General features: G+C 70.9%; 9 protein-coding genes and 1 tRNA gene. 7 read left to right on the top strand and 3 right to left on the bottom strand.

Annotated elements, in window-relative coordinates:
- Positions 1-12: 12 nt before the first annotated feature.
- From MQV74_RS17945 to MQV74_RS17925, 5 genes are all read left to right on the top strand, one after another.
- Positions 13-510, top strand: coding sequence for an FtsB family cell division protein (locus tag MQV74_RS17945; RefSeq protein WP_242718899.1), 498 nt, complete (start codon positions 13-15; stop codon positions 508-510).
- A 30-nt stretch (positions 511-540) separates the two neighbouring features.
- Positions 541-1,062 (top strand): DUF501 domain-containing protein, encoded by a 522-nt coding sequence (locus MQV74_RS17940; RefSeq protein ID WP_242718897.1) that lies wholly within the window; start codon positions 541-543, stop codon positions 1,060-1,062.
- A 103-nt stretch (positions 1,063-1,165) separates the two neighbouring features.
- Entirely contained in the window at positions 1,166-2,122 is a 957-nt protein-coding gene (locus MQV74_RS17935) for a Ppx/GppA phosphatase family protein (protein ID WP_242718895.1), read from the top strand.
- 442 nt (positions 2,123-2,564) lie between these two features.
- Positions 2,565-3,950: an NAD(P)/FAD-dependent oxidoreductase gene (locus MQV74_RS17930; protein WP_138960122.1), complete on the top strand. Its 1,386-nt coding sequence runs from the start codon at positions 2,565-2,567 to the stop codon at positions 3,948-3,950.
- A gap of 238 nt (positions 3,951-4,188) precedes the next feature.
- Positions 4,189-5,487 carry an SAM-dependent methyltransferase gene (locus MQV74_RS17925; protein WP_242718893.1) on the top strand — a complete coding sequence of 433 codons (1,299 nt, stop codon included), beginning with the start codon at positions 4,189-4,191 and terminating at the stop codon, positions 5,485-5,487.
- 117 nt (positions 5,488-5,604) lie between these two features.
- Here the strand turns inward: MQV74_RS17925 and MQV74_RS17920 are convergent, their stop codons facing one another.
- Both MQV74_RS17920 and MQV74_RS17915 read right to left on the bottom strand, forming a co-directional pair.
- Complete coding sequence (locus MQV74_RS17920; protein ID WP_242718891.1) at positions 5,605-8,124, bottom strand: ABC transporter permease; 2,520 nt, start codon at positions 8,122-8,124, stop codon at positions 5,605-5,607.
- 113 nt (positions 8,125-8,237) lie between these two features.
- The gene (locus MQV74_RS17915; RefSeq protein WP_138960119.1) at positions 8,238-9,011 is read right to left on the bottom strand and encodes an ABC transporter ATP-binding protein; all 774 of its coding nucleotides are present in this window, start codon (positions 9,009-9,011) and stop codon (positions 8,238-8,240) included.
- Positions 9,012-9,541: 530 nt separating this feature from the next.
- Here MQV74_RS17915 and MQV74_RS17910 point away from each other — a divergent pair.
- Positions 9,542-9,624: transfer RNA gene (locus MQV74_RS17910), tRNA-Leu, on the top strand.
- A gap of 69 nt (positions 9,625-9,693) precedes the next feature.
- Here MQV74_RS17910 and MQV74_RS17905 read toward each other — a convergent pair.
- Positions 9,694-10,491 (bottom strand): VOC family protein, encoded by a 798-nt coding sequence (locus tag MQV74_RS17905; protein ID WP_242718889.1) that lies wholly within the window; start codon positions 10,489-10,491, stop codon positions 9,694-9,696.
- Positions 10,492-10,664: 173 nt separating this feature from the next.
- Between MQV74_RS17905 and MQV74_RS17900 the strand changes: the two genes are divergently transcribed.
- The gene (locus MQV74_RS17900; protein ID WP_242718887.1) at positions 10,665-11,849 is read left to right on the top strand and encodes a 4-hydroxybenzoate 3-monooxygenase; all 1,185 of its coding nucleotides are present in this window, start codon (positions 10,665-10,667) and stop codon (positions 11,847-11,849) included.
- Positions 11,850-12,025: the final 176 nt, after the last annotated feature.

Below are 12,025 nucleotides of genomic sequence, written 5' to 3'. Positions count from 1 at the left end.
GGGGAGGCGGACATGGCAGTGAAGAACCGCGACCGGTTCTCCACCGCGACGCGGCTCAAGCTGCTCGGTGAGCAGACCGCGCAGCGCGTCTACCGCTCCCAGACCAAGCGCCAGGCCCGCCGCTCCCGGCTCACCGGGCGCGCGGCGCTGCTCGTCCTCGTGGTGTGCTCGCTCGTGGTCGCGCTCGCCTACCCGATACGGCAGTACGTCTCGCAGCGCGCCGAGATCGCCGAGCAGCGGCAGAAGCAGGCGGAGCACCGCGAGAACGTCGAGCGCCTGCGCGACGAGAAGGCCCGCTGGCAGGACGACGCCTACGCCGAGCAGCGCATCCGCGACCGGCTGCACTACGTGATGCCCGGCGAGACCGGCTTCACGGTGATCGACCCCCAGGCCGCCGAACGCCACCGCCCCGACGGGGGCGGCACGGACCGGCCCTGGTACTCCAACGTCTGGGACGGCATCGACAAGGCGGACGGCTCCGGCGCCGCGGGCCCTTCCGACGACAACTGATCCGACCCTCGCACCCACCGAAAGACAGGCATGGAAACGCCCCCGCCCCAGACCGAGTCCACCGTGCCCACGGACGCCGACATCGCCGCGTTCCAGGAGCAGCTGGGCCGCCCGCCGCGCGGCCTGCGGGCCATCGCGCACCGCTGCCCCTGCGGCAACCCGGACGTGGTCGAGACGGCCCCCCGCCTTGAGGACGGCACGCCGTTCCCGACGACGTTCTACCTCTCGTGCCCGCGCGCGGCCTCCGCGATCGGCACGCTGGAGGCCAACGGCGTGATGAAGGAGATGACGGAGCGGCTCGCGGCCGACCCGGAGCTCGCCGCCGCGTACCGCGCGGCGCACGAGGACTACATCGCCCGGCGCGACTCCATCGAGGTCCTGGAGGGCTTTCCCTCGGCCGGCGGCATGCCGGACCGCGTGAAGTGCCTGCACGTCCTGGTCGCCCACTCCCTGGCCGCGGGCCCCGGCGTGAACCCCCTCGGCGACGAGGCCATCGCCATGCTCCCGGAGTGGTGGCGCAAGGGCCCCTGCGTCACCGCGGACGCGGGCTGACGCCCTCCCTTCCCGCTGTGGGCAGCTGGTTCGCCCAGGGGGCGGAACGGGTGGGCACAGCCCCCCGCCGCCCCGCACCCGTCAACGCAAAGGAGCACCCAGCGTGACCCGCGTGGCCGCCATCGACTGCGGTACCAACTCCATCCGGCTCCTCGTGGCGGACGCCGACCCGGCCACGGGCGAGCTCGTCGACCTCGACCGCCGCATGCAGATCGTCCGTCTCGGACAGGGCGTGGACAAGACGGGCCGTCTCGCCCCGGAGGCGCTTGAGCGGACCTTCGCGGCCTGCCGCGAGTACGCCGCCGTCATCAAGGAGCACGGCGCGCAGCGCACCCGCTTCGTGGCGACCTCCGCATCGCGCGACGCCGAGAACCGCGACGAGTTCGTCCGCGGCGTCCTGGACATCCTCGGCGTCGAGCCGGAGGTGATCAGCGGCGACCAGGAGGCGGAGTTCTCCTTCACCGGCGCCACCAAGGAGCTGACGGGCCGCGCCGACCTGGAGACGCCCTACCTCGTCGTGGACATCGGCGGCGGCTCCACGGAGTTCGTCGTGGGCGACGCCGGTGTCCGGGCGGCCCGCTCCGTGGACGTCGGCTGTGTCCGCATGACCGAGCGGCACTTCGTGCGCGACGGCGCCGTCACCGACCCGCCGACCGCCGAGCAGCTCGCCGCCGTCCGCGCGGACATCGCCGCGGCGCTCGACCTCGCCGAGGAGACGGTCCCGCTGCGCGAGGCGAGGACCCTGGTGGGGCTCGCGGGCTCGGTCACCACGGTGGCCGGGATCGCGCTCGGCCTCGACGCGTACGAGTCCGCCGCGATCCACCACTCGCGCGTCTCGTACGAGCAGGTCAAGGCCATCGTGGAGCGACTCACGCAGTCGACGCACGCCGAGCGCGCGGCGATCCCCGTGATGCACCCGGGCCGGGTCGACGTGATCGTGGCGGGCGCCCTCGTACTGCTCTCGATCATGGAGCGGGCCGGCGCCCGCGAGGTGGTCGTGAGCGAACACGACATCCTGGACGGAATCGCCTGGAAAGTGGCGGAGGAGCTCGGCGCCTAGTCCCGCGCGGATCCCCTCGGCGCGGCCCTGTGGATCATCGCTTGAGCGGGGCAGATGTCGTTTGAGCAGCCGTCGGGCGGCTTCGGCGGCCCGGCGGCGACACTCCGTCGGAAAACTTCGTGAAGTTCTTCACAAGGAAAACGGCCCTGTAGGGCGTGGTTCCGAGGAGTTTCGGGTCCGCAGGCGGGGTTTTGAAGGCGCCAGGCTGACGCTCGTGGCGCATCGCAGGCGTTACGGGGGTGTGAACCGAGGAGTGGTTCACCCGGCGTTGCGGCCCGGAGTGGCTGCTCAAGAGGGGTTGACAACGACTCGCGGTACCGGCTGGTTCCCCTGAGGTGTCATGACCTCCGTCACGTGGGCGGCGAAGTGTAGCAGAGGCCCCACCCATCCTTGTGAAGGGGCGCACGAGCGACCCCCTCCGAGGGGGTGGATACTCAATGGCATGAGCACCACGGAGCGTCCCAGGATCCTCGTAGTAGGCGGTGGGTACGTAGGCCTGTACGCAGCTCGTCGCATTCTCAAGAAGATGCGCTACGGCGAGGCGACCGTCACGGTCGTCGACCCGCGCTCGTACATGACGTACCAGCCCTTCCTCCCCGAAGCCGCCGCCGGCAGCATCTCGCCGAGGCACGTCGTCGTCCCGCTGCGACGCGTGCTGCCCAAGGCCGAGGTACTGACCGGTCGGGTCACGACCATCGACCAGGACCGCAAGGTCGCCACGATCGCGCCGCTCGTCGGCGAGGCGTACGAGCTGCCGTTCGACTACCTGGTCATCGCGATGGGCGCGGTCTCCCGCACCTTCCCGATCCCCGGCCTCGCCGAGCAGGGCATCGGCATGAAGGGCATCGAGGAGGCCATCGGCCTGCGCAACCACGTGCTCGAGCAGCTGGACAAGGCCGACTCCACGACCGACGAGGAGGTCCGCCGCAAGGCGCTGACCTTCGTCTTCGTCGGCGGTGGCTTCGCCGGTGCCGAGACCATCGGCGAGGTCGAGGACATGGCCCGCGACGCGGCGAAGTACTACAACACCGTGTCGCGCGACGACATGCGCTTCGTCCTGGTCGACGCGGCCGACAAGATCCTGCCGGAGGTCGGCCCGAAGCTCGGCCAGTACGGCAAGGAGCACCTGGAGAGCCGCGGCGTCGAGGTCTACCTCTCCACGTCCATGGACTCCTGCGTCGACGGCCACGTCGTGCTGAAGAACGGCCTCGAGGTCGACTCCAACACGATCGTGTGGACCGCCGGCGTGAAGCCGAACCCGGCGCTCGCCCGCTTCGGCCTCCCGCTCGGCCCGCGCGGCCACGTCGACACCCAGACGACCCTCCAGGTCCAGGGCACCGACTACATCTGGGCCGCGGGCGACAACGCCCAGGTCCCGGACCTCGTCGGCCGCAAGGCGGGCAATGAGAACGCCTGGTGCCCGCCGAACGCCCAGCACGCCCTGCGCCAGGCCAAGGTCCTCGGCGACAACGTGGTCTCCGGCATGCGGGGCTTCCCGCAGAAGGAGTACAGCCACGCCAACAAGGGCGCGGTCGCGGGTCTCGGCCTGCACAAGGGCGTCGCGATGATCGTCATGGGCAAGATGAAGATCAAGCTCAAGGGCCGTCTCGCCTGGTACATGCACCGTGGCTACCACGGCATGGCGATGCCGACGTTCAACCGCAAGATCCGCGTCTTCGCGGACTGGACCCTCGGCATGTTCCTCAAGCGCGAGGTCGTCTCCCTCGGTGCGATGGAGACCCCGCGCGAGGAGTTCTACGAGGCCGCCAAGCCCGCGCCCAAGCCGGCCGCCGCCGCTCCGGTCGAGGAGAAGGCCAAGGCCTCCTAGGCTCCGGCGCACGCCGCATTGACCCGAAGGGTCCCCGCTATCCGTGGAGCGGGGGCCCTTCGGGTTTTTCGCGTCCCGGTGGGAAGAACGGGGAGGAGCGCTTTCCGTCGGCCGATTTTAATGCCACGTACACGTATTTTGCCGATTCGTGACGCCGCGACGGGACTGCGCGGACGTGTCGGTGGTGTTTACGTGGAGTCGGACCGTTCCGGGGTACCCCATTGCGGAGGTGTGTGCCATGCAGGACGCCGCTTCGCGGCTGAAGGACATTGCCGAACAGGTGCTGGGAGCCCAGCTGCCCGTGCGGATCCGTGCCTGGGACGGTTCGGAGGACGGTCCGCCGGGGGCACCCGTCCTCGTCGTACGGCATCGGCGCGCGCTGCGCAGGCTGCTGTGGAAGCCGGGGGAGCTGGGGCTCGCGCGGGCCTGGGTGGCCGGGGACCTCGACGTCGACGGCGACCTCTACCAAGCCCTCGACCTGCTCGCCGAGTTCATCTGGGAGCGCGACGACGACGCCCCCACGCTGCGGCAGTCGCTGCGCGACCCGCGGGTGCGCGCCGCCGTCCGCTCGCTGCTCGCGCTCGCCGCGCCGTTCGTGCCGCCGCCCGTGCCGCGCGAGGAGATGCGCAAGCAGGGCAGGCTGCACCGGCACACCAAGGGCAGCGACAAGCAGGCCATCAGCTACCACTACGACGTCGGCAACGACTTCTACGAGCTGGTCCTCGGCCCCTCCATGGTCTACTCCTGCGCCTACTTCGAGGAGCCCGGGAGCACCCTGGAGGACGCCCAGCGCGACAAGCTCGAACTGATCTGCCGCAAGCTCGGCCTGAAGCCCGGCATGCGCCTCCTCGACGTCGGCTGCGGCTGGGGCTCCATGGCCATCCACGCCGCCCGCGAGCACGGCGTGCACGTCGTCGGCGTCACGCTCTCCCGCGAGCAGGCCGCGTACGCCCGCAAGCGCATCGCCGAGGAGGGCCTGACCGACCGCGTCGAGATCCGCGTCCAGGACTACCGCGACGTGCGCGACGGCCCGTACGACGCGATCTCGTCCATCGGCATGGCCGAACACGTCGGCTCCGACCGCTACCTGGACTACGCGCGCGACCTCCACACCCTCCTGAAGCCCGGCGGGCGGCTGCTCAACCACCAGATCGCGCGCCGCCCCCTCGGCGACGAGGCGGCCTACTCCGTCGACGAGTTCATCGACGCCTACGTCTTCCCCGACGGCGAACTGGCCCCGCTCGGCACCACCGTGGGCCTCCTGGAGCGCGCGGGCTTCGAGGTCCGCGACGTGGAGTCCATCCGCGAGCACTACGCCCACACCCTGCGCCGCTGGGTCGCCAACCTGGAGGCCGACTGGAAGCGGGGCCAGCGCCTGACGACGCCGGGCCGCGCCCGCATCTGGCGCCTCTACATGGCCGCGTCGGCCCTGGCCTTCGAGCGCAACCGCATCGGGGTCAACCAGGTCCTGGCGGTCAGGACCCCCCAGGACGGCAGATCGGGCATGCCGCTGCGGTCTCGCGACTGGCGCCCGTGACCGGCGCCCCGAAGGGGCACGGGGAACTGCGCGACCAGCCACAGCGAATCCGCAGATGAAGCACTGAAAAGGAAGGGCCCGGGTGCACCAGCACCCGGGCCCTCGCACAGCCCGACGTCAGTCGGACTTGATGGCCTGCAACGGATTGAGCCGTGCGGCGGACCGCGCGGGCCACACCGCCGCGAGCACGCCCACCACCGCCGCGATGGCGAGGAAGAGCAGGATCCGCCCGGCGGGGATCTCCATGGTGTACGTCTTCACCGTGCCGGAGATGCTGTCGCCCGCGACCCAGCCGAGGAACAGGCCGAGGCCGACGCCGAGCACCGCGCCGAACAGGGAGATCACGACGGACTCCAGGCGCACCATCTGCTTGATCTTCGCGCGGTCGAGGCCGATCGCGCGGAGCATGCCGATCTCGTGCTTCCGCTCGAAGACGGACATCGCCAGGGTGTTGATGACACCGAGGACCGCGACCAGGATCGCCATGGCGAGCAGGCCGTACAGCATGTTGAGGATCAGGTTGATGGCGCCGCCGATCTCGTTGCTGATGTCGTCCTTGTCCTGGATCTTGATGGCGGGGTTGTCGCCGAGGGCCTTGACGACGGCGTCCTCCGACGCGTCGCTCGCGCCGTCCTTCATCTTCAGCAGGACCTGCTGGTCGGCGATCTTGTTGAGGTGCGGGTCGACCACGGCCGTCGGCGTGAACAGGCCGTCGAGCATCTCGTTCGACTCGTAGATGCCCGCGACCGTCAGCCGGACCGTCTTGTCGTCGTCGAACTTCACCGGGACGGTGTCGCCCGCCTTCAGGCCCTTCTTCTTCGCGGTGCCGTCGTCGACGAGCGCGCTGTCGCCCTTGAGACCGGCGGCGGAGCCGCTGGTGTAGTCGAGGGAGACCAGCTTGCCGAAGGACTTCGGGTCCACACCGGTGATGCGGGTGGACGTGCCGTCGGCCTCGCCCCAGGTGGAGCGCAGCGGGCTGGACGCCTCGACGTCCGGCAGCTTGGCCAGGTCGGCGCGGACCTCGGGGCTCAGCGGCTGGTAGTTGGCCATCGAGACGGTGTAGTCGGCCTTCAGGGAACCGGCGGCCATCTTGTTGATGGCGCTGGCCAGCGAGGTCGCGATGACCGTCATCGCCGTGATGAGGGTCAGGCCGATCATCAGGGCCGAGGCGGTGGAGGCCGTGCGGCGCGGGTTGCGCACCGAGTTGAGGCGGGCCAGCTTGCCGGTGACGCCGAACGGCTTGAGCAGCGGTCCCGCGGCGGCGATGAAGGGGCGGGAGAGCAGCGGTGTGAGGACGATGACGCCGACGAGGACGACGGCGGCGCCGCCCGCCATCACGTAGTTGTCCTCCATGAAGAGCATGACCACGCCGAGCGCGACGATGATCGAGCCGATGGTGTTGCGCACGACCAGGCCGCGTGTGGTGGGCGAGGCGTGGACGCTGTTCATGGCGGCGACCGGCGGGATCTTCGCGGCGCGGCGGCCGGGCAGCCACGCGGCCAGCATCGTCACGACGACACCGATGAGCAGGGCGACGAGGATCGTCGTCGGGCCGATCTTCAGCGGCCCGTCGGGCAGCGAGGCGCCGCCCGCGTTCATCAGGGACTCCAGGCCCACGGCCACGCCGATGCCGAGCGCGAAGCCCGCGACGGCGGCGATCAGGCCGACGATGAACGCCTCGATCAGGACCGAGCGCGTGACCTGGCGGCGCGAGGCGCCGACGGCCCGCATCAGGGCCAGCTCCTTGGTGCGCTGGGCGACCAGCATGGTGAAGGTGTTGGCGATGATGAAGATGCCGACGAACAGCGCGATCCCGGCGAAGATCAGCAGCACCTGGCTCATGGCGCTGGTGTTCTGCTCGATCATCCGGTCCTGCTCGTCCTTCAGCGAGGCACCGGTCTCCGCCTCGGTGTCCTTCGGCAGGAGCTTCTCGACGGACGCCTTCAGGGCGGACTCGCTGGTGCCCGCGGCGGCCTTCACGTCGATCTCGTCGTACTCGGACTTGCCGAGGACCTTGCGCGCGGTGTCGTTGTCGAAGACGACGAGGCTGCCGCCCGCGACGACGCTGCCGTCGTCGGTGTCGAAGATGCCGGAGATCTTCGCGGTCTTCACGGGGCCGTCGGTGGAGTAGCGGACGGTGTCGCCGACCTTGTACCCGGCGCGGTCGGCGGTACGGCTGTCGAGGGCGATGTCCGCCGCGGACTTCGGGGCGTGGCCCTCGGCGAAGTCGTAGCGCGGGTCCTTGCCGCCCTTGCCGGGGTAGTAGTTGGAGCCGGTGGTGCCCCACTCGCCGCCGACGAGCTTGCCGTCCTTGTCGGCGACGGCGGTGAAGCCGGAGTACGCGCCGATCGCGGAGTCGGCGCCGGGCAGCTGCTTGGCCTTGCCGAGCAGGGCGTCGGTGAGCCGGGGCTTCTGCTTGGCCTCCTGGCCGTCGTCGTCGTGGGAGCCGCCCTCCGGGCGGACGGCGACGGAGACGTGGTCGAAGCTCTTCGCCGACTTGTTCTTGTAGGCGGAGCCGAAGGTGTCGGTGAAGACCAGCGTGCCGGAGACGAACGCGACGCCGAGCATGACGGCGAGCACGGTCATCAACAGCCGGGCCTTGTGCGCGAGCACGTTGCGCAGGGCAGTACGGAACATGGGTGTGAGTCCTGGTGAGGGCGGGCCTGGGGGCGGGAGCGCCCCCTAGGGGCGCGGGGAACTGCGCGACCAGCCACATGCGGCCCGCAGAAAGAGAACTGACCGGCGAAGCGCTAGCTCACGCGGCCCTTGGCGTCGAAGTCCTTCATGCGGTCGAGCACGCGCTCGGCGGAGGGCTGGTGCATCTCGTCCACGATCCGCCCGTCCGCGAGGAAGATCACGCGGTCCGCGTACGACGCGGCCACCGGGTCGTGGGTGACCATGACGACGGTCTGCCCGAGCTCGCGCACGGAGTTGCGGAGGAAGCCGAGGACCTCGGCGCCGGAGCGCGAGTCGAGGTTTCCGGTCGGCTCGTCACCGAAGATGATCTCGGGCTGGGAGGCGAGCGCACGGGCCACGGCGACGCGCTGCTGCTGACCGCCGGAGAGCTCGGTGGGCCGGTGGGAGAGGCGCCCGGCCAGGCCCACCATGGAGATCACCTGCTCCAGCCACTGCTTGTTGACCTTGCGGCCCGCGATGTCCATGGGGAGCGTGATGTTCTCCAGGGCGGTCAGCGTCGGCAGCAGGTTGAACGCCTGGAAGATGAAGCCGATCTTGTCCCGGCGGAGCTTGGTGAGCTGCTTGTCCTTCAGCGTCGACAGCTCGGTCTCGCCGATGCGCACCGAGCCGGAGCTGAAGCTGTCCAGACCGGCCACGCAGTGCATCAGGGTGGACTTGCCGGAGCCCGAGGGGCCCATGATCGCGGTGAACTGGCCCTGCCCGAAGTCGACGGAGACCCGGTCGAGCGCGACCACCTGGGTCTCGCCCTGGCCGTACACCTTGGACAGATCCGTGGCGCGCGCGGCCACGGCGGTGGCGTGGGCGGCGAAGGGAGTGGTGGTGGTCACGGGGCGGTGCTCCTGTCGGGAGGACGTGTCGGGGGGACTTCATCCATCGTCCTGTCCGAGGAGGGCCCCGTAGTCAGCCGCTGCTCCCGGTTCCGGGGACGACTTCCGACGGACTCGGGGCGTGCATGTCATACCTGGGGATGAGGGGCACCCCTGAGGCGCGGGGCCGGGGAACGGCCGGTCCGGCCCCGTGCACACGACCGGGGGAACCGGTGGGACACGACCGGGGGAAGCGCTCGGGGCACTGGCCGGCCGACGGTGTGCGCGGGGGCGGCGCACAACGGTGCGCGGCCCTCGCGGAGGCGGGCGGGGAACGCATGCCGCACGGGGCGCGGAGAGGGCTAAATTCCGTCAATTCCCTCGTGTGCGCGGGCCTTGGCCGGTGAGGCCCGGGGCAAGTACCACCGGCGCGTACCAGGTGCTGATGCACCCTCAGGCGTCAATAAAATAAGACAACGTCGGGCTGCCGTTCCGCTATTCGGGGGATGCCTCCCGATAGGGTCGAAGCCTTGATGCGGAGCCTACGGCCTGCCCGGGTGGTGGAATGCAGACACGGCGAGCTTAAACCTCGCTGCCCTTCATGGGCGTACCGGTTCAAGTCCGGTTCCGGGCACCTCCGCCACCTTTAGCCGAGCGTTCTGACCTGGGGCGTTCCGCATTCAGCCCCCTTATTGACGGGTCGTCAACTATGGCCCGCGGGCGCGCTCTTGATCACTGCGAACGGGGCCCCGGCCGGGTCGAGGAACATCGCCATCCGCCCGATGCCCTCGGCGTCCATCGCCGGGATGATCACCGTGGCCCCCGCCGCCGAGGCCCCCGCGAGGGTGGCGTCGACATCGGCCACTTCGAAGTACGGATGCCACTCGGGGGTCGAGCCCGCGTCCAGATTCTCCTGCGGAAGCTGCATAAGGCCGCCGTGGCTGTTCTCCTCGGAGCCGCCCGCCGGAGTCAGGACCGTGTACGTCAGCTCCGGGCTCATCCGCACGTCACGCGTCTGCCAGGCGAACACCGCGCGGTAGAAAGCCTTCGCCTCGGCTGAATTTGTCGTGTACAGCTCTACCCAGGCCAGTGAATTGTGCTCCGCCACCAGCTCGACCCCATTCGTGTCGGCAGGCTGCCAGACGGCGAAGTCCGCGCCCGCGGGGTCGGTGAACTGTGCCAGGCGCCCGAAGCCGAACACGTCCGACGGGGCCACGCGGACGGTGCCGCCGCCCTCCTCCACCGCCTTCGCGGTGGCGTCCGCGTCCCGGGTGTGGAAGTACACCGTCCACGCGGAGGACGCGCCCTCCTCGGTCAGCGGGCCCAGGCCCGCGACGGTCCTCCCGTCCTGCCGGAAGAAGCCGTAGCCGCCGGCCTCGGGGCCCGCGGACTCGTACTCCCAGCCGAAGGCCGCCGCGTAGAACGCGGCGGCGGCGTCGGTGTCGGGTGCGCCGAGGTCCAGCCAGTTCGGCGCACCGGGGACGAAATCGGTGGAAAGCATGCCTCCAGCATGGCAGCGCCCCCCTGGCTCCGCCTCGCGGCAGGGCTTCAGCCCCTCCGGCGTTCGAGGAGCGGGGTCTGGGGCGGAGCCCCAGTTCCGGGAAGGGGCGGGAATGCGGAGGCCCCCGGCAGGGCCCGTTGACACCCGCGGCAGGAGGGCCGGAGACTCCCCGGATGCGGACGCAGGTGGGGATCATCGGAGCGGGCCCCGCGGGGCTCGTGCTGGCCCGGCTCCTGCACGGCGCGGGCATCGCCACCACCGTCCTCGAGGCCCGCGACCGGGCCTACGTGGAGGGCCGCCAACGAGCCGGAATCCTGGAGCACGGCACCGCCGAGGTGCTGCGCGCGGCGGGCGCGGGCGAGCGCATGGACCGCGAGGGGACGCGGCACGACGGCATCGAGCTCCGCTTCGACCGCCGCAGGCACCGCGTCGACTTCCCGTCACTCACCGGCGGGAGGTCCGTGAGGGTCTACGCGCAGACCGAGGTGTGCAAGGACCTCATCGCCCTGCGGCTCCAGGACGACGGCCCGCTGCTCTTCGGCGCCGAGGCGCTCGCCGTGGAGGACGCGGACACCGACCGGCCGCGCGTCCGCTACCGCCACGAGGGCCGCGAGCGGACCCTGGAGTGCGACTACGTCGCCGGGTGCGACGGCTTCTGGGGCGTGGCCCGCGCCGCCGTACCGGCCGCGGTGGCGCGCACGTACGAGCGCACGTACCCCTTCGGCTGGCTCGGGGTCCTCGCCGCCGCGCCGCCCTCGCACCACGAGCTGGTCTACGCCCGCCACGACCGCGGCTTCGCCCTGCTCAGCCACCGCTCGCCCACGGTCTCCCGGCTCTACCTCCAGGTGCCCGCGGACACCGACCCCGCGGCCTGGAGCGACACGGAGATCTGGGACGAGCTGGAGCGCCGCTGCGAGACCGACGACGGCTGGCGGCTCGCGCGCGGCCCCCTCACCGCGAAGTCCGTCACGCCCCTGCGCTCCTACGTGCACGAGCCGATGCGCCACGGACGGCTCTTCCTCGCCGGGGACGCCGCCCACATCGTGCCGCCCACCGGTGCCAAGGGGCTCAACCTCGCTGTCGGCGACGCCGCCACCCTCGCCCGCGCCCTCGTCGCGCACGCGCGCACCGGCGACCCCGCGCTCCTGGACGCGTACTCCGCGACCTGCCTGCGCCGCGTCTGGCAGGCCGAGCGGTTCTCGAACGCGCTGACGGCCCTGCTGCACCGGCACCCGGACGCCACCCCCTTCGACGACCGCCTCCAGCTCGCCCAGCTCGACCGCGTCGCCACCTCGCGCGCGGCCCGCGCGGACCTCGCCGAGGCCTATACGGGCCGCCCCCTGGACGGCGTACTGTGACCGACACCACCCGATAGGGGGTCCGCGGGCGGGCCGGGAACAGCGCGCCCGGTCCCGCGCGTTCTCCGGGCGAAGAGTGGGGTCTTCAAGAGGGATCCCCCGCCACCTGGCGGGAAAGATCCTCCCCAAGCACTAGGCACATCCTTTTGCCTACGCATTACTCTTGAACCAAAGCC

This window comes from Streptomyces sp. AN091965, from assembly GCF_022698285.1.
In the GTDB taxonomy this organism is placed as follows: Bacteria; Actinomycetota; Actinomycetes; order Streptomycetales; family Streptomycetaceae; genus Streptomyces.
Note: the sequence above shows the minus strand (reverse complement) of the source record. Positions and strands in the feature narration are given on the sequence as shown.

What these genes read in the sequence shown, in the direction of transcription:
- MQV74_RS17945 (WP_242718899.1), top strand. Translation starts at nt 13, where the DNA reads ATGGCAGTGAAGAACCGCGACCGGTTCTCCACCGCGACGCGGCTCAAG.
- MQV74_RS17940 (WP_242718897.1), top strand. Translation starts at nt 541, where the DNA reads ATGGAAACGCCCCCGCCCCAGACCGAGTCCACCGTGCCCACGGACGCC.
- MQV74_RS17930 (WP_138960122.1), top strand. Translation starts at nt 2,565, where the DNA reads ATGAGCACCACGGAGCGTCCCAGGATCCTCGTAGTAGGCGGTGGGTAC.
- MQV74_RS17925 (WP_242718893.1), top strand. Translation starts at nt 4,189, where the DNA reads ATGCAGGACGCCGCTTCGCGGCTGAAGGACATTGCCGAACAGGTGCTG.
- MQV74_RS17920 (WP_242718891.1), bottom strand. Translation starts at nt 8,124, where the DNA reads ATGTTCCGTACTGCCCTGCGCAACGTGCTCGCGCACAAGGCCCGGCTG.
- MQV74_RS17905 (WP_242718889.1), bottom strand. Translation starts at nt 10,491, where the DNA reads ATGCTTTCCACCGATTTCGTCCCCGGTGCGCCGAACTGGCTGGACCTC.
- MQV74_RS17900 (WP_242718887.1), top strand. Translation starts at nt 10,665, where the DNA reads ATGCGGACGCAGGTGGGGATCATCGGAGCGGGCCCCGCGGGGCTCGTG.